The sequence below is a fragment of the Bradyrhizobium septentrionale genome (assembly GCF_011516645.4).
Classification (GTDB): Bacteria; Pseudomonadota; Alphaproteobacteria; order Rhizobiales; family Xanthobacteraceae; genus Bradyrhizobium; species Bradyrhizobium septentrionale.
On the sequence record NZ_CP088285.1, the window covers coordinates 6,961,619 to 6,986,434 of the forward strand.

Annotated in this window: 23 protein-coding genes; 12 read left to right on the forward strand and 11 right to left on the reverse strand. The window is 63.5% G+C overall.

The window, feature by feature from the left end:
• Complete coding sequence (locus HAP48_RS34665; RefSeq protein ID WP_166204301.1) at positions 1-1,305, reverse strand: MFS transporter; 1,305 nt, start codon at positions 1,303-1,305, stop codon at positions 1-3.
• 110 nt (positions 1,306-1,415) lie between these two features.
• A complete protein-coding gene (locus tag HAP48_RS34670) occupies positions 1,416-2,612 on the reverse strand; it encodes an acetyl-CoA C-acyltransferase (RefSeq protein WP_166204302.1) in 1,197 nt (398 codons plus the stop codon).
• A gap of 1,361 nt (positions 2,613-3,973) precedes the next feature.
• Here HAP48_RS34670 and HAP48_RS34675 point away from each other — a divergent pair.
• Positions 3,974-4,579 (forward strand): CarD family transcriptional regulator, encoded by a 606-nt coding sequence (locus HAP48_RS34675; protein WP_166204303.1) that lies wholly within the window; start codon positions 3,974-3,976, stop codon positions 4,577-4,579.
• A 172-nt stretch (positions 4,580-4,751) separates the two neighbouring features.
• Here the strand turns inward: HAP48_RS34675 and HAP48_RS34680 are convergent, their stop codons facing one another.
• The gene (locus tag HAP48_RS34680; RefSeq protein WP_166204304.1) at positions 4,752-5,435 is read right to left on the reverse strand and encodes a hypothetical protein; all 684 of its coding nucleotides are present in this window, start codon (positions 5,433-5,435) and stop codon (positions 4,752-4,754) included.
• A gap of 381 nt (positions 5,436-5,816) precedes the next feature.
• On the opposite strand from HAP48_RS34680, the gene HAP48_RS34685 reads away from it, so the two are divergent.
• The 3 genes from HAP48_RS34685 (at position 5,817) to thrS (ending at position 9,556) form a co-directional block, all read left to right on the forward strand.
• Positions 5,817-7,580 carry an adenylate/guanylate cyclase domain-containing protein gene (locus HAP48_RS34685; RefSeq protein WP_166204305.1) on the forward strand — a complete coding sequence of 588 codons (1,764 nt, stop codon included), beginning with the start codon at positions 5,817-5,819 and terminating at the stop codon, positions 7,578-7,580.
• A gap of 38 nt (positions 7,581-7,618) precedes the next feature.
• Positions 7,619-8,059: a VOC family protein gene (locus HAP48_RS34690; RefSeq protein ID WP_166204306.1), complete on the forward strand. Its 441-nt coding sequence runs from the start codon at positions 7,619-7,621 to the stop codon at positions 8,057-8,059.
• Positions 8,060-8,353: 294 nt separating this feature from the next.
• Entirely contained in the window at positions 8,354-9,556 is a 1,203-nt protein-coding gene (gene thrS / locus HAP48_RS34695; protein WP_166204307.1) for a threonine--tRNA ligase, read from the forward strand.
• A gap of 521 nt (positions 9,557-10,077) precedes the next feature.
• Here the strand turns inward: thrS and HAP48_RS34705 are convergent.
• Together HAP48_RS34705 and HAP48_RS34710 are read right to left on the reverse strand one after the other, a co-directional pair.
• Positions 10,078-10,590 carry a ParB N-terminal domain-containing protein gene (locus HAP48_RS34705; protein WP_166215447.1) on the reverse strand — a complete coding sequence of 171 codons (513 nt, stop codon included), beginning with the start codon at positions 10,588-10,590 and terminating at the stop codon, positions 10,078-10,080.
• A gap of 198 nt (positions 10,591-10,788) precedes the next feature.
• Positions 10,789-10,956 (reverse strand): hypothetical protein, encoded by a 168-nt coding sequence (locus HAP48_RS34710; RefSeq protein WP_166204308.1) that lies wholly within the window; start codon positions 10,954-10,956, stop codon positions 10,789-10,791.
• Positions 10,957-11,150: 194 nt separating this feature from the next.
• Between HAP48_RS34710 and HAP48_RS34715 the strand changes: the two genes are divergently transcribed.
• Together HAP48_RS34715 and HAP48_RS34720 are read left to right on the forward strand one after the other, a co-directional pair.
• Positions 11,151-11,795: a hypothetical protein gene (locus HAP48_RS34715; RefSeq protein ID WP_166204309.1), complete on the forward strand. Its 645-nt coding sequence runs from the start codon at positions 11,151-11,153 to the stop codon at positions 11,793-11,795.
• 220 nt (positions 11,796-12,015) lie between these two features.
• On the forward strand, positions 12,016-12,357 hold the full coding sequence (locus HAP48_RS34720) for a nuclear transport factor 2 family protein (RefSeq protein ID WP_224496737.1): 342 nt from the start codon (positions 12,016-12,018) through the stop codon (positions 12,355-12,357).
• 8 nt (positions 12,358-12,365) lie between these two features.
• On the opposite strand, the gene HAP48_RS34725 is transcribed toward HAP48_RS34720, so the two are convergent.
• Entirely contained in the window at positions 12,366-13,694 is a 1,329-nt protein-coding gene (locus HAP48_RS34725) for a histidine kinase (RefSeq protein ID WP_338028963.1), read from the reverse strand.
• Between the two features lie 71 nt (positions 13,695-13,765).
• Here HAP48_RS34725 and HAP48_RS34730 point away from each other — a divergent pair, with 71 nt between their 5' ends.
• A complete protein-coding gene (locus tag HAP48_RS34730) occupies positions 13,766-14,410 on the forward strand; it encodes a response regulator transcription factor (RefSeq protein ID WP_166204310.1) in 645 nt (214 codons plus the stop codon).
• A gap of 296 nt (positions 14,411-14,706) precedes the next feature.
• On the opposite strand, the gene HAP48_RS34735 is transcribed toward HAP48_RS34730, so the two are convergent.
• Entirely contained in the window at positions 14,707-14,853 is a 147-nt protein-coding gene (locus HAP48_RS34735) for a hypothetical protein (protein ID WP_166204311.1), read from the reverse strand.
• Positions 14,854-15,216: 363 nt separating this feature from the next.
• On the opposite strand from HAP48_RS34735, the gene HAP48_RS34740 reads away from it, so the two are divergent.
• A complete protein-coding gene (locus HAP48_RS34740; protein ID WP_166204312.1) occupies positions 15,217-16,476 on the forward strand; it encodes an MFS transporter in 1,260 nt (419 codons plus the stop codon).
• 99 nt (positions 16,477-16,575) lie between these two features.
• Here HAP48_RS34740 and HAP48_RS34745 read toward each other — a convergent pair whose 3' ends face one another.
• Positions 16,576-17,346, reverse strand: coding sequence for an enoyl-CoA hydratase (locus HAP48_RS34745; RefSeq protein WP_166204313.1), 771 nt, complete (start codon positions 17,344-17,346; stop codon positions 16,576-16,578).
• A gap of 135 nt (positions 17,347-17,481) precedes the next feature.
• Here HAP48_RS34745 and HAP48_RS34750 point away from each other — a divergent pair, with 135 nt between their 5' ends.
• Both HAP48_RS34750 and HAP48_RS34755 read left to right on the forward strand, forming a co-directional pair.
• Complete coding sequence (locus tag HAP48_RS34750) at positions 17,482-18,057, forward strand: PaaI family thioesterase (protein WP_166204314.1); 576 nt, start codon at positions 17,482-17,484, stop codon at positions 18,055-18,057.
• A gap of 60 nt (positions 18,058-18,117) precedes the next feature.
• Entirely contained in the window at positions 18,118-18,729 is a 612-nt protein-coding gene (locus HAP48_RS34755) for a TetR/AcrR family transcriptional regulator (protein ID WP_166204315.1), read from the forward strand.
• Positions 18,730-18,962: 233 nt separating this feature from the next.
• Here the strand turns inward: HAP48_RS34755 and HAP48_RS34760 are convergent, their stop codons facing one another.
• The gene (locus HAP48_RS34760) at positions 18,963-20,534 is read right to left on the reverse strand and encodes a winged helix-turn-helix domain-containing tetratricopeptide repeat protein (RefSeq protein WP_166204316.1); all 1,572 of its coding nucleotides are present in this window, start codon (positions 20,532-20,534) and stop codon (positions 18,963-18,965) included.
• A 171-nt stretch (positions 20,535-20,705) separates the two neighbouring features.
• On the opposite strand from HAP48_RS34760, the gene HAP48_RS34765 reads away from it, so the two are divergent.
• Positions 20,706-20,945 (forward strand): DUF1127 domain-containing protein, encoded by a 240-nt coding sequence (locus tag HAP48_RS34765; RefSeq protein WP_166204317.1) that lies wholly within the window; start codon positions 20,706-20,708, stop codon positions 20,943-20,945.
• A gap of 118 nt (positions 20,946-21,063) precedes the next feature.
• On the opposite strand, the gene HAP48_RS34770 is transcribed toward HAP48_RS34765, so the two are convergent.
• Positions 21,064-21,969, reverse strand: a complete 906-nt coding sequence (locus HAP48_RS34770; RefSeq protein ID WP_166204318.1) for a LysR substrate-binding domain-containing protein — start codon at positions 21,967-21,969, stop codon at positions 21,064-21,066.
• Positions 21,970-22,085: 116 nt separating this feature from the next.
• Here HAP48_RS34770 and HAP48_RS34775 point away from each other — a divergent pair, with 116 nt between their 5' ends.
• Positions 22,086-23,150, forward strand: coding sequence for an IS630 family transposase (locus HAP48_RS34775; protein WP_166204319.1), 1,065 nt, complete (start codon positions 22,086-22,088; stop codon positions 23,148-23,150).
• Positions 23,151-23,330: 180 nt separating this feature from the next.
• On the opposite strand, the gene HAP48_RS34780 is transcribed toward HAP48_RS34775, so the two are convergent.
• Positions 23,331-24,674, reverse strand: a complete 1,344-nt coding sequence (locus tag HAP48_RS34780) for an IS1380-like element ISBdi2 family transposase (protein ID WP_166204320.1) — start codon at positions 24,672-24,674, stop codon at positions 23,331-23,333.
• Positions 24,675-24,816 lie beyond the last annotated feature (142 nt).

Consider the following 24,816-nt stretch of genomic DNA (forward strand, 5'->3'; position numbering starts at 1 on the left):
TCAAGCCGCTGCCGGTTTCGGCTCGGCCGCGGGCTTCGGCTGCGGCCGGGCGATCGCCAGCGCGATCAACGCGGCGAACACGCAGAGCGCGCCGGCAATGAAGAACGCCGGCAGATAGCTCTGATAGAGCGTGCGCGACAGGCCGGCGCCGAACGCGGCGGTGCCGGCGCCGAGCTGGTGGCCGGCGAAGATCCAGCCGAGCACCAGATTGGCACGCTCGGCGCCGAAGCGCTGCGCGGTGAGGCGCACCGTCGGCGGCACGGTCGCGATCCAGTCGAGCCCGTAGAACATCGCAAACAGCGACAGTCCGTAGAACGTGAAGTCGGATAACGGCAGGAACAGCAGCGAGAGGCCGCGCAGGCCGTAATACCAGAACAGCAGATAGCGGTTGTCGTAGCGGTCCGACAGCCAGCCCGAGATGATGGTGCCGAAGAAATCGAAGATGCCCATCGCGGCGAGCAGGCTGGCGGCCTGCACCTGCGGGATGCCGTAATCGAGACACATCGGGATCAGGTGGACCTGGACGAGGCCGTTGGTCGATGCGCCGCAGACGAAGAAGGTCGCGAACAGGATCCAGAACACCGACGATTTCGAGGAATCGCGCAGCGTGCCGAGCGCGGCCGCCACGATCGGCGCATTGGCCGGCGGTGGCGCCGGGAGGGGCGCGGTGCCCTGATCGCCGAACGGACGCAGGCCGACATCGCTGGGACGGTCGCGCATCAGCATCAGCACGGCGAAGGCGGCGACGCCGAGCACGACGCAGACCAGCGACAGCGCGATGCGCCAGCCGTAACGCTCGGTCAGCGTCGCGAGCAGCGGCAGGAAGGCGAGCTGCCCGGTCGCAACGCTCGCGGTGAGGATCCCGATCACGAGCCCGCGCCGCGCCACGAACCAGCGCGTGGCGATGGTCGCGCCGAGCACCAGCGCGGTCATGCCGGTGCCGATCCCGATCACGACGCCCCACAACAGCACGAGCTGCCAGACCTGCGTCATGGCGAGCGAGGCCAATAGTCCGGAGACCACGATCAATTGCGCCGCCAGCGTCACGTTGCGCAGGCCGTAGCGGTTCAGCAGCGCGGCGGCGAACGGCGCCATCAGCCCGAACAGGATGAAGCGGATCGACAGCGCCGAGGAGATCTCGGCGGTGGACCAGCCGAACTCCTTCTGCAGCGGCACGATGAAGACGCCGGGCGCGCCGACGGTGCCGGCCGAGATCAGCGCGGCGAGGAAAGTGACGGCGACCATCACCCAACCGTAGTGGATGTTGCGGCGGGCGAGGGCGGAAGCAAGCCAGTTCGAGATCATTGGGCCCCAAATGAAATGCGATGAGGGTTCTGTTCGTGATGCGCAATATGGCACGAGGGAGCTATGTCTAAAATGACATAGTTCCCTCGTTTTCGGACTCGTACCTCAGGTCAGTGCGTGATGCGCTCGATCGCGATCGCGGTGGCTTCGCCGCCGCCGATGCACAAAGCGGCGACGCCGCGCTTCAAATTCTGCGCCTCCAGCGCGTGCAGCAGCGTCACGATCAGCCGCGCGCCGGTGGCGCCGATCGGGTGGCCGAGTGCGCAGGCGCCGCCATTGATGTTCAGCCTGTCGCGCGGGATGCCGAGGTCGCGCTGCGCGGCCATCGCGACCACGGCGAAGGCTTCGTTGATCTCGAACAGATCGACATCGCCGACGCTCCATCCGACCTTGTCGAGCAGCTTTCTGATCGCCGGGATCGGCGCGGTGGTGAACCACTGCGGCTCCTGGCTGTGGGTGGCGTGGCCCTTGATCTCGGCCAGCACCGGTAGCCCGTCGCGGTCGGCAAGCGAGCGCTTCGCCAGGATCAGCGCCGCGGCGCCGTCGGCGTTGGCGGAGGAGGCCGCCGGCGTGATGGTGCCGTTGGCACGGAATGCGGGCTTGAGGCCGGGGATCTTTGCGGGATCGACCTTCAGCGGATGCTCATCATTGGCGATGATGCGGGGGCCGGCCTTCTCCTGCAGCGTGATCGGCGCGATCTCGGCCTTGAAAGCACCGCTCTCGACCGCCTTGCGGGCGCGGCTCAGCGTCTCCATTGCAAAAGCGTCCTGGTCGGCGCGGGTGAACTGATAGGCCTCCGCGGTCGCCTCGCCGAAATCGCCCATCGAGCGGCCGGTCTCGTAGGCGTCCTCGAGCCCGTCCATCATCATGTGGTCGATGATGCGGTCATGGCCGGCGCGATAGCCGCCGCGTGCCTTCTGCAGCAGATACGGCGCGTTGCTCATGCTCTCCATGCCGCCGGACAGCACGATCTCGGCCGAGCCGGCCTTGATGATGTCGTGGCCGAGCATGGTCGCCTTCATGCCGGAGCCGCAGACCTTGTTGACGGTGGTGGCGCCGGTGGCATCGGGCAGTTTTGCGCCGCGCGCGGCCTGGCGGGCGGGGGCCTGGCCCTGGCCCGCGGGCAGCACGTTGCCCATGAACACCTCGTCGATGCGTTCCGGCGCGAGTTTTGCGCGTTCGAGTGCCGCGCCGATCACGTGCGAGCCGAGCTTGTGTGCTGCGAGCGGCGTCAGTTCGCCCATAAAGCGGCCGAGCGGGGTGCGGGCGGCGGAGAGGATGACGACGGGATCGGCGCTGGATGCCATGGCAGGATTTCCTTCAATGCCGGGGATTTGATTGAATTATTCTCATCATATGATGCAATGCAAAAAATGCAACTGCGTGTCCGCCTGCCATGACAAAATGTCGTGTTCGCATGAAATGGACAGGGAGCGTGGGGCAGTGCTGTCGCGTCGATTCAGTCGTCGCCCTGCGTATCCCCACCCTGAGATGTCATCACCCGCGCATGCGGGTGATCCAGTATTCCAGAGACGCCGGCGTTCGAACCGAGAGGCCGCGGCGTACTGGATCGCCCGGTCAAGCCGGGCGACGACAGATGGGGATGAGGACATAGCGCCGCATTCTCGCGACATGATTTGTCCGAGCTTTGCTCTTCGTCTCGCCCTCTCTTGAACAGAGGGCGCAGGGAAAGCCGGGTGCCGATCGCACCCATGGGCCCCGAGCAAAAGGTAGAAAGCTCGGGGGTAGGACCACAGGTGAAACCGAACAATCCGGCTTTCCCTGCGCGATGGGTTACGGCTTACTTCGTGCTCTCCCCGGCGAGACTGGGCTTGTTTGTCACCGCCTTCGCAAGACGCGTTCGCGTCATACGAGAGGACACCTGCCGCTAGGGCGTCAGGACCACACGACTTCACCGTCCGCATCCGTCACTCTCGTCAGTCGTGACGTCAGCGTCCACCGCATCCCACGCCGCGTTCGTGACGACCGCGAAGCGCCCCTGATCGGGTGAGACGAACAGTTCTTACACTGAGTTGGGTGTTCCGGGAAACAGAAATATTTTTGCGTGAGGGGCTTGCATCGTCGGGCAACTCAGTGATCGAGATTTCGGCCGGGCTTGTGACTTGCGGCTGCGGGAGGCGGCTACCGGAATGAGCGAGACGACGGGGAGGGCGACCCGACCGATGGGTCCGCTTGCAGCCCAGAGCGGCTAAACTCGGAGGCGTGCGCCGATGTCGGCCCTTGACCCAAGCGATCTCGGGATCATCGCGCTTGCAGTACGAATGATCGACCTGACCGAGACACGAGAGATCATCGCCTGTGGATAGGTGCACCACACGAGGAGCGGCGAGAAGCGCGTGCATCACTCTCGATTCCATCGATTGGTCGCAAGTGCCCGTTTCTAAGCTCTGGCAAACATTCGTTTTGTCGGCACGGAACTATTGATTTCGTCGAGTGGGAACACGTTGCCGAGAAACCACAGCGATCTAAGGGAATGGAAATTGGAAGCGTCATTTTCGTGGCGGCGCGCGCGCTCGCGGCTTATTGGTTAGGGATCAAATCGGGCAGCATGAATGATTGCCGGCCCGGCAGTTTGTTTCAGATGCGTGATTGATCAGAGCTGGAATTGGCATGAACCGATTCAAGAAGCCATGGAGCTTGTCGCGAAATGAATTTTGATAATCGATCCACATCCAATTATTCGAACCACACACATTCAGCATCAGCGAACCCCGTCGACGAAACGACTGAAAGCCAGAGCGCTGAGATGCGCTTTGGTTTCAAGGCGACGGACCTGATCGTTTATCCTGCGCACGGCGTTGGCCAAATTGTAGCGATTGAGGAACAGACAGTGGCAGGGGCTTGCCTCGAGTTCTTTGTCGTCTATTTCGTGAAGAGCAAGATGACGCTGCGCGTTCCGACGAGGAAAGCGGCAAGCGCTGGAATGCGTAAACCGTCCGATCCCGCTGCCATCCAGCAGATGCGACGAATCCTGGGTCAAGCGCCGCACAAAGCGCGGGGGAATTGGTCCCGGCTTGCTCAGGAATACGAAAGCAAGATCAATTCGGGCAATATTGTCGCCATCGCGGAAGTCATGCGCGATCTCTATCGGCCCGCGGTCAATCCCGAACAGAGCTACAGCGAACGACAGCTTTACGCGGCCGCAGTCGATCGCCTGTCCGGAGAAGTCGCGCTTGTCAGCGGCATGACCGAAGCAGAAGCCGTCAGGGAGCTTGAAAGCCTGATGCTCGCCGAGGTCAGGCGGAGCGCATAGAGCGGTCGGTTCGGACATCGTCGGAACGTCGGCTTCCGCCTCCAGGCTGATGTTCCGGCGCCGCTGGCGCTCTAAAGCGCGATGAGATCAGGTTGAACCGTCATCGCGCTTTAGATTCTTGTTTAAGCATGATCTCTTCGGAAAACCGCTTCGCACTTTTCCGGATCACGCTCTAGGATGGCCGTTCGACGAAGGCGACGGCCTTGTTGCTATAGGTCCATATCGCGCCGTCGCGTTTGCTGATCCCGAGAAAGGCGGTCGGCGAACCGGCATATTTCATGTCCCGATTGCCGCCGTCGATGCCATAGGCCCATGGGTCGAGGCACAGAAACTCGGTGATCTTGCCGTCGGCTCCCGAAGTGCGGTGACCGACGATGCCGACATAGTGGGCGCCGCCGAGGGAGGCCCGCACCGGCACTTTGTTTTCAAGGTTCTTGATCGTCCAATCCACCGCTTTGCCGGGATCGCGGGCCGCGCTCACCTGGTCGCGCGCCGTCGGTTCGGCCATTTTCCAGCCCATATAGCGGACGAACACGATCTTGATGATCGAACCGCACCAATATTGATTGTTCACCGCCTTGAGGAAGCCGCCATTGTTCTGGTTCCATGGCAGCTTGCTCTTCTTGTAGTTTTCCATCGACTCGTCCGCGGTCGCCGCCAGGGTGGGAAGGGTGTTCAGCGGTTCATCCACCAGCATTTCATAGACGCGATGGCGGCTGTCCAATTCGTCGCCGGGGTCTTGGTTGCTGTAAAACTTGCGATAGGCGGGCGTCTTGGCCGCCGTCGTGACGTTGTGGAGATAGTGCCAGATCAAATCGGTTGTCCACGAGGAGTCGCGGGTATGGGTGTCGGCCATCGAGAGGTTCCATATAGGGCATTCGGCTGCGGCGGCTTCGCGGCCGTTTCCCACTTGCGGTCAGACCAGCCGCGCTGAAAGGTTAGTCCCCGCTCGGTTGATGACGGTTCACTGAGGACTTCGCGACGCCCGATCTCGTCTTAGCAGGAACATTGATCAAGCAAACCGTCTTGGAAACACCGGCCGCATGATCGAATAGCGTCTCTTTTTGGTGCACCGCTTGAGCCTGGATTTGGCCGTTGGCGGACCTGCGCGTGTCCCCGGCTGAGGTCCATAAATGACCCCAGGCCGACATTTAGCCCGGCTCATGCTGCACCCCGCTGGCGCGAGGCTGGTCCCTATGGTTTGATAATTTAGCTCAAATCAACCACCGGGTGCTTCGTGGCGGGCGAGCGCGTCGAGCGTCGACTGGCAGCTGTTGTGGCCGCTGACGTGGCTGGCTATTCGCGGCTTATGCACGACGACGAAGAGGCCACGCATGCCAAACTGGCAGCGCTGCTCGCGGATGGTGTCGTGCCTGCGATCACGGAGCATGGGGGCCGCATCGTAAAGAACACGGGCGATGGGTTCCTGGCGGAGTTTCCGAGCGCGGTCGAAGCGGTTCGTGCTGCCTTGCAGTTCCAGACCTGCGTCAATGAACTTACAATCGGCGAGATTGAAGACAAGCGCATTGCCTTCCGTGTGGGCGTCAATATCGGCGATGTCATCGTCGAGGCCCATGACATCTTTGGAGACGGCGTCAACATCGCGGCGCGGCTTGAGAGCATCGCAGAACCCGGCGGCGTCTGCATCTCGTCCTTTGCCTACGATCAGGTTCGCGGCAAGGTCGAGGTTGAGTTCGTCGATCTGGGCGAGCAGACCCTCAAGAATATTGACCGCCCCGTCCGCATCTACGCTTCAAAATTGAAGGGCGGAGCGATTTCTGCGCCGGCCCCGGAGGCCGAGAAGCCGCTGCCGCTCCCCGACAAGCCTTCCATAGCCGTGCTGCCCTTCGACAACATGTCTGATGATCCCGAGCAGGAATATTTCACGGATGGCATGGTGGAGGACATCATCACCGCGCTCTCGCGGTTCAAATCGCTGTTCGTCATCGCCCGCAATTCGAGCTTCACCTACAAGGGCAAGGCTGTCGAGATCAAGCAGGTTGGACGGGAGCTGGGCGTCCGCTATGTGCTGGAAGGCAGTGTCCGCAAGACCGGCGACAAGGTCCGCATCAGTGGCCAGCTGATCGAGGCCGCCACCGGAGCAAATCTATGGGCTGACCGGTTTGACGGAGCTCTGGATGACATCTTTGCGCTGCAGGACAAGGTCACATCAAACGTCGTCGCGGCAATCGAGCCGCGCCTTGTACAGGCGGAGATCGATCGCTCGGAGCGCAAACCGACTGAAAGCCTCGACGCCGTTGACCTGTACTACCGTGCTCTCCACGCTCACCGGCGCGTTACCCGTCAAGGATACGAAGATGCTGTGCGGCTTACCCGGCAAGCGATTTCGCTCGATCCCAATTTTGCGGCCGCGTATGGCCTAGCCCTGGACTGCTATATTGGGCAGGAAGAGCTTGGTTGGATCACAACCGATGATGCTGCCGCCGAAGGCAAGCAATATGCTTTGCGCGCAATCGAAGTCGGAGCGGATGACGCGTTTGCGCTTGCGCGGGCGGCAAACTTCTTCGGCCGTAATTTGGGGGACACCGGAACTGCCGATGCGATTGTGGATCAAGCAATTGCCGTAAACCCCAATCTGTCCATAGCCTGGCGAATGCGCGGCTGGATCAGCGCCTACCTCGGTCGACACGAGGCCGCCATCGAGCAATTCCAGTACGCGATGCGGCTTAATCCGCTCGATCCGGAAATCTACCTTGTGGAGTCCGGACTGGCGTTTGCCAATTTCTTTTTACGTCGCTTTGAGGTTGCATTATCGTGGGCTACCAAAGCGCTGGCCCGTCAAAAAAATTACGTCCCGGCCAGAGGGGTTGCTACAGCGAGTTACGCCATGCTGGGCCGTATTCCCGATGCGCAGATGATGCTGGCCCGTCGGCGTGTTGCTACGACGATTCCTCAAAGCCGGAAGCGGATCGAGATGTTTCGGCAAGAGGATGTTGAGCTTTTTATCGAAGCCTATCGTATCGCTGGCGTGCCCGAATGAGATGACCGGGCCTTGGCGTTGATGACGGGAGCAATGAGATGATACTCAATCCAGATCATGTCACCATCGCAGTGGCCGACGCCGGCCCGGCGATCGCGTTCTTCGCGCTGCTTGGCTTCAGAAAGGCGCATGTCGCGACGATCGACGGTGGCGTGCCCGCCCAGTACATGGGCATGCCGGGCATGAAAGCGCAGCACATCACGCTCGTACTCGACGGAGCGGATCCTCATTTCGAAATCCAGCTGCTCGCATTCGACCCGCCGCCTGCGACCGATCCGGGTGAGCACCCGACGAATCTGCGACGACGCGGCTTCAACCACCTCGCGTTCCGCGTCGACGACATTGAGGCGGCCACCGCACACCTCGTGGCCAACGGCGTCACCATGCTGAGCGACGAGATGGATTACATCAGCCGAAAGCTGCGGCTGTTCGAGGGTCCCGAGGGCATCACCATCGAGTTGGTGCAGCGGGACGACTGAGACGCTTCTGGTTAAGGGGCCCCGACGAGCGAGGCGCCATTACTCGGCGCGACGCCGAGCGGCTCGCGCCGGCGTTGACGCCCGGGCGTTTTGCCGCCATATACAACGCATGAACAAGCTTTTCTCAGCCGCTTCGACCACCACCGCGACCGCTGACGGCGGATCGCCTGCTGGTTGCGCGCGCTAGAGACAAGCGTCCTTCACCCAGAAAAGGCCCCGCCGGCGACGGACGGGGCCTTTTCTGTTTTGGGTGGTCACCGTCCGCGCTGTTTCCCATCACAAGGAACAATAGCCATGGACGATCTCGACCACAGACATCTCGGCGTACAGCTCAAGCTCTGGCACCTTCAGGAGGATGCGCCGGGCATGGTGTTCTGGCATCCGCGCGGCACCGCGCTCTACCGGGTGCTGGAGGACTATGTCAGGCGCAAGATGCGCCGCGCCGGCTATGCCGAGGTCCGGACGCCGCAGCTGCTGCCAAAGCAGCTCTGGGACCGCAGCGGCCACTGGGACAAGTTCGGCGCGCACATGTTCCGCCTCGATGACGGCGAAGCGGCGATGGCGCTGAAGCCGATGTCGTGTCCGTGCCATGTGCAGATCTTCAACAAGGGGCTGCGCTCCTGGCGCGAGCTTCCGATCCGCTATGCCGAGTTTGGCGCCTGCCATCGCAACGAGCCGTCCGGTTCGCTGCACGGCATCATGCGAACGCGCGCGTTCGAGCAGGACGACGCGCATGTGTTCTGCCGCGAGCAGGACGTCGAGAGCGAAGTCGCGTGCTTCATCGCACTGCTCGACGAGGTCTATCGCGAGCTCGGTTTTCCCGACTACGAGGTGGCGCTGGCGACGCGGCCCGCGCTGCGCGCCGGCGACGATGCGAACTGGGACTGGTCGGAGGCGAAGCTCGGCGACGCCGCGCGGCGCTGCGGCCTCGCGCCGCAGATCAATCCGGGCGAAGGCGCGTTCTACGGACCGAAGCTGGAGTTCGCGCTGCGCGACCGTCTCGGCCGATCCTGGCAGTGCGGCACGGTGCAGCTCGACAGTGTGCTGCCGCAGCGGCTCGAGGCATCCTACATCGCTCCCGATGGCAGCCGTGCGACGCCGCTGATGATCCATCACGCCATCTTCGGATCGCTCGGCCGCATGATCGCGATCCTGCTCGAGCATCACGGCGGCGCGCTGCCGTTCTGGCTGTCGCCGGACCAGGTTGCGGTGGCGCCGATCTCGCAAGCGCAGGCGGCGTATGGCGCGGACGTCAAGGCAGCGTTCGAGGATGCCGGGATCCGGGCCGTTGGCTATGACGGCGCCGACACGCTGTCGCGACGCATCGTGGCGGCGCATGACATGGCGGTGCCTGTGATGGCGATCGTCGGCGGGCGCGAGATGAGGGAGGGCCGGGTGACCTTGCGCGAGCGCGACGGCGCGCAGGCCGACATGCCGCTGGCCGAGGCGGTGTACCGCCTGCAGGCGAGGGGCGCGGCCGGGTGCCGTGATGGCTGAAGCGTTGTAGCCCGCGGATGCAGGTCCCAGGCGAGCAGACGCTTGGATGAGGGGGTCTTCGCCTGCTGGCCCACTGCGCACCTGCCGATCGGCGGCGCTGCCAGACGCTTTCACCGCTTTTTCTTGGGCGCGGCTTCGGCGCTCGCCGCTGCCTCGCGCGCCAAACGCTCCGCCTTCAATCGCTCTCGGTTCGCATGAAATGCGTTCTGGACGCGTTGGTGTTCCGATGTCGCGGTCTTGGCGTCAGCTGCCCGGAACGCCTTTTGGGCCTCGCGCTGAGCCTGGGTGGGTCTCCTGGACTCATGGGTGTAAGGCATTTCGTCCTCCTTACCGGGGCTGTGCTCCCGACTTGGGCTCTCTTGGGCTCTCAGGGGCGTCGCTTGCCGGAGGTAAGAAGTCTACTCCCGATTCGCCCTAAAGTTCCATTTTGCGGTGCAGCGGAACGCACGCAGCGTTCGAAGATGCTGTCTTGTGTGCACCTTTGGGCATACGCGGAAGGCAGAAGGAGTGTGAGCCGGCAATCAATAGCGACCACCATCGCGCTTCTGTTGCGTGAGCCATTCCGACAGGGTCCTGGTTTTTGATCCTGGATCGGCCGACGACCCTCGTCGGGTACTCCCGCCGGAACGCGTTGACCGAAGCCCGGTTGATTGGGGTTCCGTGACTGCCTCCGCGGAAGCGGTCGATCTCTCCGCAGCTTCCTTTTCGAGGCGCAGCTTCTTCAATCGCGCCATCTTGTCCCGCTCGGCCTCAGTTTCAGCTGTGTCCGACAACAGCGCCTTGTGGTGAGCGGTCTCGGCTGAACCCAAGACTCCGATAATCGTCGTCTCGCCGAGCGCCTTGCAGGCCTCGAGCCGATGCAATCCCTCGAGCAAAACGAGCCGGCCTTCATCAGGTCGAACGAGAATAGGGATCTGTTGTCCTGATTCCAGAATACTCGCCGCGATTTCCTGAACGAGCTCAGGCCTCAGCGTTTTCCTCTTCTTAAGAGGAACGTAAATCTGGTCGATTGGAAGGCTTTCGGGGTCGGGCACAGTCATACTCCCTCCTCAGGGTCCGTCCACAATACGGTTTAAGGATGAAGCGCTACGCCGCCAAGGGATTTCTAAGGCATTTCTCATCCCATGCTGCGGCGATCTGCGCGACGTTCTCAGGCTTTTGCTGCAAAGCGTTGGCGCGGCGATGTCCGGGATGGTGAGGTCCCGCATTCGATGCCACTAGGCCTGTGTGCCTCAGTCCGACCGCCACGCGCCGAGCAGGAACCGCCGCTTCGGTGTGGCGCCTGCCTGCTTGTGCAGATCGGGCAGATCAACGGCGTAACGCTTCATCAAGAGCCGGATTGCGACCCCGAGGATCACAAAGGGCGTCAGATAGATCGCGAAAACTTCGAAGGCTTTCATGTGATCCTCCGCAGCTTTGAAGCGGGCATGCTACCCAAAAACCCGCACGGCGGCACCTAAAACTGTACCGGTCACGCAGGGCCCGCGTTAACCGAATTCCCGAACGCCGATCAATTCAAGGTTGCGGCATGGAGGGTCCGTTTACCGATCGGATGCTAGGCATCGCCGATTGTGCAATTGAAAGTCATATCGCAATGTCCGTCATCGCTGTCGAACAGTCGCCCGCGCGCATTCCGCTCTCCGTCAAGATCGGCTTCAGCGCCTTCATGGCCGTCCTGGTGCCGGTGTACACATATTCCTACGGGCCGACGAATTTTCTGTATTTCTGCGACGTCTGCCTGATCCTCACTTTGATCGGGGTCTGGACCGAAAGCGCGCTCCTGATTTCGATGTGTGCCGTCGGGCTGCTGGTGCCGCAGACCGTCTGGGTGATCGACTTCCTCGCGCATGTCGCCGGCTTTTCGCTGACCGGAATGACCGATTACATGTTCGACTCGAACCTCTCGCTGTTCCTGCGCTTCCTGTCGGGCTTCCACGGCTGGCTGCCGTTCCTGCTGTTGTTCCTGGTCTGGCGTCTCGGTTACGACCAGCGCGCGCTGATCGCCTGGAGCGTGCTGGCGTGGGCGCTGCTGCTGCTCTGCTACTTCGTGATGCCGCCACCGCGGCCGGACCGGGGCATGACCCCGGTCAACATCAACTACGTCTTCGGCACCAGCGACAGGGCGCCGCAAGGCTTCGTGCCGCCGCTGGTGTGGCTCGCCGGCCTGATGATAGGCCTTCCGCTGCTCGCCTTCATCCCCACCCACTTCATGCTGCGGCGCGCCGTGCCGCGGACGTGAAGGACGTCGGCTTCCGCAGATCGAAGACCCCACCGCTAATGCCACCGCGGCATGGCGGCATGCGGCGGCGCCGGAGCACGATCTGCTGTATCGGCATCCGCGGATGCGTTAACATCCAGCGGCGCGGTCGTTGCAGAACGAGCCGGAGCGGCGTTTACGCTGCATTCGGCGGGCGCGACCTGACCGGCATTATTCCGCAATCGATTTTTGTGGAGCTCATTTGACCAATCAGTTTGATGAGATGGCCGTCGTGGTGGACTGGCTCGACTGTTGCCGGAGCCGCGATCTCGAGGCGTTGCTCGACCACTATGCCGATGATGCCCGGCTGGAATGCGCCTGCGAGGGGAGCTCGATCAGCGGCCGTTCCGCGCTGGCGGATTACTGGCGGCCGAAACTGTCCGCGGTGGCGTCGAGCGCGTTCGGGCTCGAGGAGATTTCGCCGCGAGGGAACGGCGTGGTGCTTGACTATCTGAGCTTCGAGGGCCGGCGGGTTCAGATTGTGTTCGGGTTCGATGCCGAGGGACGGATATCGCATATGCGCTGTGCGCCGTCGTCGCAGTGATGCCTTCCTCATTGCGCGACGGGATGGTCGAGCGGCAGCCGGCAACGCACGACGGTGAGGCCTTGCTCGCGGACCAGCTCCAGCGTGCCGTCGAGCGCGCGCACGCGTTCCTGCATGCCAGTCAGGCCGCGGCCGAAAACCAGGTTCCGCGGCAGGCCAATGCCGTCGTCCGAAATCTCGATCCGGATCTGGGCGTCCTCGATCGCCGCCGCGACGCTCATCGTCCACGCCTCCGCATGGCGGAGGACATTGGTCACCCCCTCCTGGATGACGCGGTAGGCGGTTTGGGAGAGCAGGCCGTCGAGGTCGTTCAGCCCCTGATCGATCTGCGATTGCAGGCTGAGGTCGGGCGCCTGGGATTTGGCATTGCGCAGCAACGCCTGCACGCTGGCCATTAGTCCCAGCTCCGTGACATAGAGCGGGCTCAGCCCCTCCAGCACGCGCCGGTTGGCCAGCTGCAAGGCCTCGGCAGCGCTGAGGATGCCATGCGCCGGCGAGCCCGGCTCGGGAGGGCCCTCGGCCTCGGCCAGCGCCGTGGCGTTGGCGCGGATGGCGAACAGCAGCGGGCCCATCTCGTCATGCAGCTCCCGGGCGAGCTCGCGGCGCTCGTCGTCCTGCACCGCAACGAGCTTGCGCAGCAGCTCGCGATTGTCCTGGCTGAAGCGCCTCAGCGTCGCGGCGAGCTGGTTGGCTTCCGCGCAGCTGTTGCGGATCTCGGGCGGGCCGGCCTGCGGAATGGCGGCATCGTAATCGCCGTTTCGCATCCGGGTCAGGCCGGCGCCGAGCTCGGCCAGCGGGCGAAGGGCGGTGCCGGTCGTGAAATAGGCGCTGAGCGCGGCGAGCAGCATCAGCGCCGAGCTGGACGCGGCGATGGCCAGGAAGCCGAACCATTTCTCCTCGATGTCGGGCGAAAGATCCGGACTGAAGACGATGTCCCCGACATGCACCGCCCCGATTCTGACCGGATGGGTCGAGCCGAGCTGGGGGACCTGGAGCAGGGCGGTGAACCAGGCGGGAATGTTGCCACGGTAGGGGGCGGCCGCATTGCGCTGCGGGCTGGACCCGGGCGGTACGAATGCGATGGCCTCATGGCTCCCGAGCCCGGCCGCGAACGCATCGAGGGTCCGCTGCGGATTGCCCGCAGCCGCCAGCGCGGCATTCAGCGCGTCGGCGACGAACCGGGCGGACCTCGCCCCTTGCGCGTTCTCGCTCTCGAATTGCTCGGGCGAGGCGATCTGCAGGGCCAGGCCGCCGAGCAGCAGCGCCCCGACCACCATCGCCGCCATCGGCAGCAACAGCCGGGCGCGAAGGGAGAGGCGGTTCCAGAGTTTTGGCACGTCGGGCTCCGTTCGGCGATTCTTCTCTTTCCATTCCCGCGCGAAGTTTCTATCAAGGCGGAGGGGTAGTCATGCACGAAACGGCCAAATCAGCCACGAGGGTATTGATCGTCGACGACCATCCGGTCGTGGTCTCGGGCTGCCGCTCCCTGTTCGCCTCCGACAAGACGGTCAAGATCGACGAGGCCGCCGATGCCAAGGCCGGCCATCGTGCCTTCATGCAGAAGCGGCCCGACGTCACCGTCATCGACATCAAGCTGCCCGATGTCTCCGGGTTCGAGCTGCTGCGCAGGATCCGCAAGGACGATCCGGACGCCCGCATCATCATGTTCAGCATGAACGACGACCCCGCATTCGTGGTGCGGGCCGTGGAGATGGGCGCGCAGGGCTACCTCTCGAAGAGCGACGATCCGCGCATGTTCGTGAAGGCGGTGCGCAAGGTCGCGGCCGGTGAGCGGTTCATCTCGCCGCATCTCGCGGAGGCGATCGCGTTCGCGGGCGCCGCGATCAAGGCCAACCCCGCCTCGCAGATGTCGGCGCGGGAACTGGAGATCCTGCGGCTGCTGGGCCGCGGCGACAAGATCGTCGATGTCGCCTCCGCGCTCGGCATCTCCTACAAGACCGTCGCCAACACCACCTCGCTGCTCAAGCAGAAGCTCGGCGCCAAGAACCACTCCGACCTGGTGCGGATCGCGGTCGAGCTGGAGCTGGACTGAGCTTTGCGGAAGACGGCCATTCCTGCCTTTCGGGAAAAATATGCAGCCGGCTGGAACTGTTTGTCTCTGTCCCGGTTGATGCCGTGCATTAAGACACAATCAACTTCCCAATAAGACTCCGGCGCAGTTCCCCGGCTGCGCTGGAGCTGATTTTTTGTGTGGACTGGTGGAGCAGGAACGGGATCAGGCGCGGTAGTCGCGCCGCGCGGGATGGTTGAGACACCTCAATTAACCACTTCGCCTCAGACGGCTCAGAGATCGCAGGCCGTGACAGCGCGTGAGCACTTGACCGCGCGCTAGAGCGGGGCCCGGACCTGCGGCACGGCCGGCATTGCAGGGCTCCTTGCCGCCCGCGACTCGACGAACAGGCTGGATGTGACGATCAGCGCGATCGAGAACAACGCCACCACCGATATGCATGCGACCTGATCGCCAGCGCCCATCTCGCTCCTCCGCGTTTGCTTCGAACGGAGAACTTGGGGGAGATCGGTTCGTTCCTATGATCGGGAAAAACCAGCAATACTCACTTCGCCGTTGCCGGCGCTTCCGCCAACGCATGATCGGCTGCGGCTGATTCGGTCCGGGTTTGACGCGAGGCCTTGACGCGAGCGGTGCGAAGAGGGCCCGCCAAGCATGGCCGCATGCGGCGGCTGCGATTGACAGGGGCAGCGTTGGCGCTAGGCTTCCGGAACAGGGAAGTTTTCCCAACCGACTGCGATCAAGACCAGACTCATCACGACCAGACTCGAGAGCCGACCAAGAACCAAGAACAAGGGCAGGAACGCCGTGAAACGCGTCATCGCGTCTTGAGCGGAGCCACGCGGACCTCCGCGCTCGCGCCATTTCGCATCCGCAGCTATCGCTTTCAATGGCCGTCCGATCTGCTCACCTCGTGGGCGTTCGAGGTCGAGACGCTGGTGCTCGGCTGGTACATCATGGTCGAGACCGGCTCGGTGCTGCTGCTGACCGTGCTCGCCTCGCTGCAATATGTCGGCACCCTGGTCGCGCCTGTCGTCGGCATGATCGGCGATCGCATGGGGCATCGCGATCTGCTCGCCGTGATGCGCTTTGCCTATACCGTACTCGCCGGCACCATCATGACGCTGGCGCTGACGGGGCACCTGGCGCCCTTGAACGTCATGATCATCGTTGCGATCATGGGCGTGATCCGCCCGTCGGATCTCGGCGTGCGCGGTGCGCTGCTCGCCGACATCATGCCGCCGGAGCAACTGGTCGGCGCCATCAGCCTGGCGCGCACCACGCAGGACTCCGCCCGCATCGCCGGCGCATTGACCGGGGCCGGATTGTTCGCGGCGCTCGGCATCGGCTATGTCTATGTCGGGATCGCCGGCTTCTATTTCATCGCCGCCATCCTGATGCTGTGCATGAGCCGTCCGAAATCACACGGCGCAGCCGATCTCGCGGCCGACGATCTACCGGGTTCAAAGCTGGTGCGGGACCTCAAGGAGGGCATCGTCTATGCCTGGAGCGGCCCGGGCATGCGCGCCGCGCTGTGCGTTGCGTTCCTCGCCAACCTCACCGCGTTCCCGCTCACCAACGGTCTATTGCCCTATGTCGCGCGCGACATCTTCCATACCGACCAGACCGGGCTCGGCTATCTCTCGGCGAGTTTTGCGGTCGGCTCGCTGATCGGCTCGATCACGCTCAGCATGGCCGGCGGCGTGCGCATCGCGCGGCTCCTGATCGGCGCCACCTTGGCCTGGTATGCGATGCTGCTGGTCTTCGTCGAGCTCCGGACCATGCCGGTGGCGATGGCCTGCCTGGTATTGGCCGGCATCGCGCAGAGCATGTCGATGATCTCGGCGGCGGTGATGCTGATGCGCAACGCCAGTGCGCATCTGCGCGGCCGCGTGATGGGCGTGCGCATGATGGTGATCTACGGCCTGCCGCTCGGCCTGCTCGCCGCCGGCAGCCTGATCGACCTGATCGGCTACACCGCGACCGGCACGCTGCTCGCCGCTGCCGGCTTCATCGCAATGCTGGCGATCGCACTGCACTGGCGCGCCGATCTCTGGCCGACGCATGCGCCGGCCAATGCAAGGTGAGGGGATGACGTCAGCGTAGCCCGGACGAGCGAAGCGACATCCGGGGACAGACGATCCCGCATGTCGCTGCGCTCATGCGGGCTACAAGATGTCGCCCGCTTACCGCTTCCGATCCAAAAACCCCTGCAGCAGGCGCTGCGGCTCGCCGGTCTGGAAGGATTTGCCGAACACGCCGACGCTGAGGTTCACCGACTCGGTCAGCGGCAGCTCTTCCCACTGACGCAGCAAATCCTTCTGGATGCGCAGCGCCTCGGGGCCGCATTCGAGGAGCGCCTTGACGGTGTGCTCGACGGCGTCGTCGAGGCCGCCGGGTTTTGCCACGGTGTCGACCAGGCCCCAGGCAAGCGCGGTGGGGGCGTCGATGTTCTCCGCGGTCATCATCAGCCAGCGGGCGCGGCCCCAGCCGATCAGGCGCGGCAATAGCGCCGCATGGATCACCGAGGGGATGCCGACGCGCACCTCGGGCATGCCGAACATCGCGTCATGCGCCGCAATGCGGACGTCGCAGGCGGCCGCGACCTCGAGCCCGCCGCCGAGGCACCAGCCGGGCAGGCGGGCGATGACCGGCGCAGGGAAGTTGCGCACGGCCTCGCAGAGGTCGCGCAGGCGGCTGATAAACGCCTCTGCAGATGTCTGGTCGAGCTTTGCCATCTCCTTGATGTCGGCGCCGCCGATCATGCTGCGCTCGCTTTCGCCGGCGAGAACCACCGCGCGGATATCGCGGTCGGCGGCGAGGTGCTCAAAACCCTCGCGCACGCCGTTGGTCACGGCCGAGCTGACGATGTTCAGCTTGCCGGCGTTGCAGATCGTGAGGCGGACGACGCCTCTGGCGTCGCGGTCGATGCCGCAGTGGGGGTTGAGCATGTCCATGAAAAAAGTCCCGGCGCAGGAATTGGATCGCGCCATGTCCCGGACAAAGCGCGCCGCTGTCAAGGGACCGGACTGGCGGTTGCGTCGCAGGGCGCGCATCTATAGAATTATATTCATCATACAAATGGAGCCGTCATGACCGCCGCCGAGACATCAGACCTTCATTCGCCCGATCTGCTGCGCACCCGCGTGGTGGAGTGGCAGGCGCCCGGGCCGGTCGCGAAGGCGGCGATGCCGATGTCGGGCATCGAGGCGATGCGCGCGATCCGCGACGGCCGGCTGCCGCCGCCGCCAATGGCCAAGCTGATCGGCTTCCGCATGGCGGTGGTCGAGCCGGAGCGGATCGTGATGGAACTCGAGCCGCATGAGAGCCTGGAGAACACCATCGGCCTGCTGCACGGCGCGACCGCCGCGGCGCTGCTCGATACCGCGATGGGCTGTGCGATCTCGACGGTGCTGCCGGCCGGGCAGACTTCGGTGACGCTCGACCTCAAGCTGACCTATCTGCGGCCGCTCTCGTCGCGCTCCGGAACCATCTCGGCCGAGGGCAAGGTGATCAAGCTCGGCCGCCAGACCAGCTATACTGAAGGCTTCGTCCGCGACGGCAGGGGCAATCTTGCGGTGCACGCGACCGCGACATTTTCCATGCTCGGCGGGGAACCCAAGACTCTGGGCAACAGTCGGGACCAGACACCGAATGAGACGAAATAAATGCAGCATCGCGGGCACAAATCTGCTATTATATGATTAGAAACATTCCATGAGAGCGGCATGCGCTATTCGAAAGAGCACAAGCAGGAGACCCACGCGCGGATCGTGAAGAAGGCCGCGACGCGGCTGCGCGAGCGGGGCGCCCACGGCATCGGCGTCGCCGACCTGATGAAGGACGCCGGGCTGACCCATGGCGGCTTCTACGCGCATTTCGATTCGCGCGAGGCGCTGGTGATCGAGGCCTTCAGCTACGCGATGGACCGCGCCATCGAGCGCTGGCGCAAGGTCGCGGCGGACATACCGCTGGAGAAGCGGCTGTCGACCATCATCGACGGCTATCTGTCGGCGGCTCATCGCGACGATCCCGGCCAGGGCTGCGCGATCCCGGCGCTCGGCGCCGAGATCGCCCGCGAGAGCCCGAAGACCCGCAAGGCGTTTGCCCTCAAGCTCGACCAGATGATCGACATGATCGCCGACCAGATCCCCGACGTGCCGCGCAAGGCCGCGCGCAAGCAGGCGATGGCTACGCTGGCGACCATGATGGGCACCATCGTGATGTCGCGAATCTCGGGTAGCGGCGAAATGTCCGACGAGATATTGGCCGCCGGCCGCGAGGCGGCGATGGGCCGGGCGGCGGCGGCGAAGGCGCCGGCGAAGAAGAAGGTGAATTAGGCAATCTGCTTCCCCAGCGTCGGCCCGGCGAAGGCCGGGACCGATAACCACGAATGCCAGCTGTGAGTCTCGCTGGGGCCACGATCCCGTCAACAACACGATCCTGTGGTTATGGGTCCCGGCCTTCGCCGGGACGACGAAGAGATTAGACCCCCTGAACAGCGCGCGCTCGGCTTCTAGTGTCTCGTAGATGCAGTCACCGCGTGGACGCGGGTGAGGCCGCGGACTCACGATCAGTCCGGAAGCCCAGCTTCGCGAAGACCCTTGGCAAAAAGGGCACCATCCTCCACGCGGCGAAATGGTGCCAGATCTTCCAGATTGGAGATGCGCAAATCGGGATTGCATTCGCGTGCACGCGCGATGCTCTTCTGTGCCAGTTCGAGGCGTCCGGTTAGCGCATTGCTTGCTGCGAAGACGCAGATTGCCAGCAGGAAATCCGGATTGTCGCGCAATGCCTTTTCGGCCCCTGACGACGCCAGATCATAGCGGCCCGAGAGAAAATGAGCATACGACATGGCTCCGTGCATTGCGTACATAGACGGATCGAGCGGGCTCAGGCGCATGGCACGCGCAGCGTAGTCAAGTGCGAGGTCGGGCTCACCTCTAAAAGCTCTCACCCAGGCACCAAGATTCCAAGCGTGCGCCAGGTTCGGATTGATCGCCAGTCCGCGATCCACGAAAGCAATCGCATCATCGAACTCATGGGCGATGAAGGCGAGGACATATGCACCCATGCACATCGCTGCCGGGTCATCTGCTCCCAGATGCACTGCTTTCCAGCCTAGTCTTGTAGCTTCGGCACTTTCCTGCGCACGATCGATCATCCAGCGACGGGCTTTGCGCTGGATATAGCACCATCCGGCCATGCCATAGGCGCACGCCAGACCGGGGTCGAGTTCGATCGCCTTGCAAAAGAGCTGGAGTGCTTCGCTGTTCGCTTCCCTGGTCCACCGGCGAACGCTCGCCAACCCACGCAGGTAATAGTCGTATGCATCCAGGTTCTCGGTCGGCTTGCGCCTGGCTCGCCTGATTTCCTCGCGCTGCAGCATGGGCGCGATTGCACCCACGACGGTAGAGGTCACCTGGTCCTGCAGATCGAAGATATCTTCGAGCCCACCATCAAAGCGGTCAGCCCAGAGATGCGCACCGGTTTCGGCATCGATCAGCTGACCGGCGATGCGAATGCGATTTCCGGCCTTGCGCACGCTACCTTCGAGGACATAGCGCACCGCGAGTTCGCGGCCGACCTGCTTGATGTCCACGGGCCGGCCCTTGTAGGTGAAACTCGAATTGCGCGCGATCACGAGCAGCCAGCGAAACCGCGACAGTGCCATCGTGATATCTTCCACGACGCCATCGGCGAAATACTCCTGCTCCGGGTCAGCACTCAGGTTCTGGAAGGGCAGCACGGCAATCGAAGGCTTGTCGGGGAGCGCGACGGTTGGCTTCGGCAGTTCCAGCTCAGCGTCGGCTGTTGCCGCGCTTGCTGGCCCCAGATCTTCCCGGACCGCACCGACGAACCGGAAACCTTTGCGCGGCAGTGTCTTGATCAGGCGCTGCTGTTCGCCGGAATCACCGATGGCGCTGCGCGCGACATTGAGGCGTGTGGTCAGCGCTGCGTCGGACACGCTGCGCCCGTTCCAGATGGCTTCGATGACGTCGTCCTTGCTGACGACGCGCTCCCTGTTGCGGATCAGAAAGTCGAGCAGGTCGAATGCCTGTGGCGTGACGGAGACCACCTCCGCCCCGCGATGCAACTCGCGCCGGTCAGTGTCGAGTGCGTACTCCTCGAAGAGATAGCGCAAGCTGCGAATCCCTTGGGTGTGCCTCCGATGATCGTCACGAGGCGCCTTGGCACCGCCTGGAGCGCCAAGAATAAGCCGCCGGTGAGGAAAATGTAAGCCGCCTGTGAAGCGCGTGCGCTCATGCCGCGGCACCTTGTCCGGATTGAGAGAACGTATCCCGGAGGTGCTGCAATGAGCACGACCTACAGTCCAACGCGTTCAGCCCGGACGACCGCATCGACGCCGCGTGGGCGCGGCGCCTTCAGGAGTTTTTGGGATGCAATCCAGGAATGGCGCAAATGGGAGCGGCTGCGCGCCGATCTCGGCAGTTTGAGCGATCGGGAGCTCGTCGATATCGGGATTTCCCGTGGCGAGATCGACTACGTCGCCGCGAACCGGGATACCGACCCGCGCGGCATCCGACCCGCCTGACGATGTCGATATCCGGCAGCGGCCGGAATTGGACACAACCAGGCGTCTCCTGGCGCAGATGCCCGCCCTGAACGGTCGGTTACGCTTTCCGCCTATGCTCCCGCCGCTGGCGAGCCGGCTATCCGGCGGCCCGCGCCCAGTTGATGAACGCCCTGATCAAGTCCGTCTTCGGGTGTCCTGCGCGGTGCACGATGTAGAATCCGTAACCCGGCAGCTTGATCCGGGAGACCCGCACCAGCTTGCCGTTTGCGAGCTCGGGACCGATCAGGACGGTGCTGCAGATCGCCGCACCCTGGCCGGCGATCGTGGCCTCGATCGCATGCAGCTCCTCGCGAAAGCTCAGACTTGGCAGCGCCGTGAAATCGGGCGCGGAGCGATGGCGCCGGCTGGCGACGCGTTGCCAGTGCTGCCAGCGCGGCGCATCAAGATCGGTCGGTGGCCATTCGGCTTCGATCAGGGGAAATCGCGCCAGCTCCGCTGGGCTCAACGGTCGCTTGAGGTCGCCGACCAGCCGGGGACTGGCGACGACGTAGAATTCGTCGCGAAACAGCTCGATCGCGGGGCGGCCCGGCGGCGCCTTGCGGGCGTAGCGAACGGCAATGTCGGCCTCTCCGCTATCGAGATCGAGCACCGTGTCAGTGCCGATGATGTCGAGCTTCAGGCGTGGATAGGCGTGCCGCCAGTCAGGCAATCGCGGCACTAGCCACCGTGCGGTGAATGCGTTGGTCGCGGTCAGGCGGAGCCGTCCGCTTGTGCCGCCGCTTCGTATCCCGCTCAGCGCCTCGGCGAAGGTTTCGAAGCCGTCGCGAACTACGGGGAACAGCTGTTGTCCGGCGCGCGTGAGCGCCAGCGGCCGCGGCCGGCGGCGGAACAGCGACTGGCCGCAGTGACGCTCCAGCAATTTCAGCTGGTGGCTGATTGCGGTTGGCGTGACGCCCAACTCGGCCGCGGCCAGCTTGAAACTGAGGTGGCGGGCGGCGGCCTCGAACGCGCGCAGTTCGGTCAGCGGCGGCAATTTGCGCATGCGGCATTGTAGATGAATTCAGTTCACCTGCACCTGAATTCTTCGGATTTGCCGTGGCAGTTCCTGCTTTCTAGTACCTACTGTTCTTAAAGCGTGAGTCGTGATTCAAGGTCGGGATGATACCCGAAGCAAGAGAAGTCCACCTTTCGAGGAAAGATCGCAAGGTGCTTGAGGCGTGTTGCCGCTCCCCGGTGACGTTGCAGCGCGATTTGAAGCGGGCGCGGATAGTTCTGTTGGCGGCGGATGGACGCAGCACTCGGTCGATCGCCAAGGAAGTTGGGGTCCAGCCGCGGATTGTCAGCCTTTGGCGGCATCGCTATGCCGACCAAGGCCTTGAAGGGCTGCAAGACAAGCCGCGACCGGGCAAGCAGCCAATCTATACGAAGGCCACCGACAAGCGGATTCTGAAGCTGCTGGACAAGCCGCCGCCGGACGGGTTCGCACGCTGGACCGGGCCCCTGCTGGCCGGGGCGCTGGGCGATGTTGACGTCCAATATGTCTGGCGGTTCCTGCGCAGCCACAAGATTGACCTCGCGGCTCGTAAGTCCTGGTGTGAGAGCAACGACCCGAACTTTACGGCCAAAGCCGCCGATGTTGTCGGCCTCTATGTCGCCCCGCCCGCGAAGGCCATTGTGCTGTGCGTGGACGAGAAGCCCTCGATCCAGGCTTTGGAGCGAGCGCAGGGTTATCTGAAGTTGCCCAATGGCCGCGCCTTGACCGGCCAGAGCCACGATTACAAGCGGCATGGCACCACAACATTGTTTGCGGCGCTCGAAGTCGCCACCGGAAAGATCATCGCGGCGCATTCAAAACGCCGACGCCGCGTCGAGTTTCTCGACTTCATGAACAGCGTCACCGCGGCTTTTCCGAACCGGAAGCTTCACGTCATCCTCGACAACCTCAACACCCACAAGAAGAACGAGCATTGGCTCAAGGCCCACCCCAACGTGCAATTTCATTTCACGCCGACAAGTGCGTCTTGGCTCAATCAGGTCGAGGTATGGTTTTCGATCTTGCAGGGGCAGTCGCTCAGCGGCACCTCCTTCACAAGCCTCACGCAGCTTCAGGAGCACATCGATGCCTACGTCAACGCATACAACGACAGAGCCGAGCCCTTCGTCTGGACCAAGAAAAAGGTCCGTCAACGCCGTTTCAAAGGCCGCCGTATCACTCAGCTCTGATTCTGGGTACTAGCCCGTCCTATTCGTGAGAGTGCGTTTTTTAGTCCGCTTGATGTGGCCGCACATCTGCTCTGACGAGGCGCGCGGGATTGCCTTCGGCTTTTCACCGCCTGACCGACCCGTACTTTGCAACGCGCTTGAGGTGTAGGTTGGGCGAACGGGGGGCGGATGCCCCGCCGGTCAAGGACCGAGCGGCAGCAGCGCGCCTGGCAAGCCGCGGATCAGGTCGGCTTCGGGACATGCCGCGGCAAACGCAAGGCGAATGCGGCTCGTGGTCTCGACGACACGGGCAGCGAGTTTCAAGAGACGAAGACGCAGCGTCGCGAACTCGGCTGTGGCCAATTCCCGGGCTTTGGGAATCGCGTCGCGCACGGTCAGCATCAGCCAATAAGCGGCGGTGTGGAGAACGAGGCGGACTTGATTGGCGAGCGCCGAACGGCAGCTGGTGCGATCGGAGGCGAGCTGTGTCTTATGCAGCTTGATCAGATTCTCGGCTTGGCCGCGCGCGCAATACAGGCTGTCGTAGATCCACTCGGCCGAGCCGACATCGAGGCTGGTGACGACGAAACGGATGTCGAGGCCGAGCATCGTCGCCTCAATACGGGCGACGGTACGCCGTTCGCGATCCCAGGACTTGGCCTTGTGGCGCGTCTCGGTATAGCCACGCAGAACCGGCAGGTTCTCGATGGCGCGTCGCGTGCGGATGTCGTCGGCGGCCTCGTCGAGTTTTCTGGCGAGCGGCTTGGTGCCGGACAGACCGAAGATGTAGTCGATGCCGTTGGTCTCGCACCACGCCATGGCCTCCGGCCGGGCATAGTGCCCGTCGCCACGGAACGTAATTCGCGTGTTGTGCCACCGCGTCCGGATATGCCGGATCAGGCGGCGCAGATGGGCACGCACCTCGACGCCGCCCGGCGTCTTGCCGGGCCGCAACACGACCGCCACGGGCCGGCTCTTCTCCGTGTCGTAGACGTGGATCGGCAGGAAGCAGCGTTCGTCATAATGAGCGTTGAACAGCGAGAGCTGCTGATGGCCGTGGACGACATCGCAGGTATCATCGATGTCGAGCGTGACGGATGCCGGCTCGCGCGGGTAGCTATCCATCCATGCGTCGACCAAAGTGTAGGTCAGTCGGATCACGTCGCGCAGGCGCGGAGCATTCTCCAGCCGCGACAGCGTCGGTTGGGAACACAGATCGCGACCCGTGTCCGGCAGCCGTCCGCAGGCCAGCTTGAATGCGGGATCGGACCGCAGATGATCGAGGTCGTCGGCGTCCTCGTAGCCGCAGCAGATCGCGAACATGCGCGCGCGGAACATATCGACAAGGCTGTGCACGACCCGCGTCGGATCGCGCCGATCCGGGAACACCCGGGCCAAATTGTCGGCCAAGCCGAGACGCCGCTCGGCCATCGCCAGAAGCATCACGCCCCCGTTCGAGGTCAGCCGACCGCCATCGAAGGCAGCTGTGACTTTCTTGGCGTGAACGGCTGGAAACGAGAAGGGCAGAATCGTATCGTCGGTCATGGCGGGCGTGGCGTTCGCGGTTGAGGTGATGGGGTTGGCTTCGCAACCGAATCCTACGCCGCATCAGCGCTTTACACCACGCTCGCCAGCCTCTCAGGCGCACTCTGACGAATAAGACGGGCTAGACTGCCTGTCGCGCGTG

Coding starts and splice junctions, on each gene's coding strand:
- HAP48_RS34765 (WP_166204317.1), top strand. CDS start 20,706: ATGAGCACGACCTACAGTCCAACGCGTTCAGCCCGGACGACCGCATCG.
- HAP48_RS34755 (WP_166204315.1), top strand. CDS start 18,118: ATGCGCTATTCGAAAGAGCACAAGCAGGAGACCCACGCGCGGATCGTG.
- HAP48_RS34715 (WP_166204309.1), top strand. CDS start 11,151: ATGTCCGTCATCGCTGTCGAACAGTCGCCCGCGCGCATTCCGCTCTCC.
- HAP48_RS34710 (WP_166204308.1), bottom strand. CDS start 10,956: ATGAAAGCCTTCGAAGTTTTCGCGATCTATCTGACGCCCTTTGTGATC.
- HAP48_RS34735 (WP_166204311.1), bottom strand. CDS start 14,853: ATGGGCGCTGGCGATCAGGTCGCATGCATATCGGTGGTGGCGTTGTTC.
- HAP48_RS34750 (WP_166204314.1), top strand. CDS start 17,482: ATGACCGCCGCCGAGACATCAGACCTTCATTCGCCCGATCTGCTGCGC.
- HAP48_RS34775 (WP_166204319.1), top strand. CDS start 22,086: ATGATACCCGAAGCAAGAGAAGTCCACCTTTCGAGGAAAGATCGCAAG.
- HAP48_RS34745 (WP_166204313.1), bottom strand. CDS start 17,346: ATGGACATGCTCAACCCCCACTGCGGCATCGACCGCGACGCCAGAGGC.
- HAP48_RS34780 (WP_166204320.1), bottom strand. CDS start 24,674: ATGACCGACGATACGATTCTGCCCTTCTCGTTTCCAGCCGTTCACGCC.
- HAP48_RS34770 (WP_166204318.1), bottom strand. CDS start 21,969: ATGCGCAAATTGCCGCCGCTGACCGAACTGCGCGCGTTCGAGGCCGCC.
- HAP48_RS34665 (WP_166204301.1), bottom strand. CDS start 1,305: ATGATCTCGAACTGGCTTGCTTCCGCCCTCGCCCGCCGCAACATCCAC.
- HAP48_RS34675 (WP_166204303.1), top strand. CDS start 3,974: ATGAATTTTGATAATCGATCCACATCCAATTATTCGAACCACACACAT.
- HAP48_RS34680 (WP_166204304.1), bottom strand. CDS start 5,435: ATGGCCGACACCCATACCCGCGACTCCTCGTGGACAACCGATTTGATC.
- HAP48_RS34690 (WP_166204306.1), top strand. CDS start 7,619: ATGATACTCAATCCAGATCATGTCACCATCGCAGTGGCCGACGCCGGC.
- thrS (WP_166204307.1), top strand. CDS start 8,354: ATGGACGATCTCGACCACAGACATCTCGGCGTACAGCTCAAGCTCTGG.
- HAP48_RS34670 (WP_166204302.1), bottom strand. CDS start 2,612: ATGGCATCCAGCGCCGATCCCGTCGTCATCCTCTCCGCCGCCCGCACC.
- HAP48_RS34730 (WP_166204310.1), top strand. CDS start 13,766: ATGCACGAAACGGCCAAATCAGCCACGAGGGTATTGATCGTCGACGAC.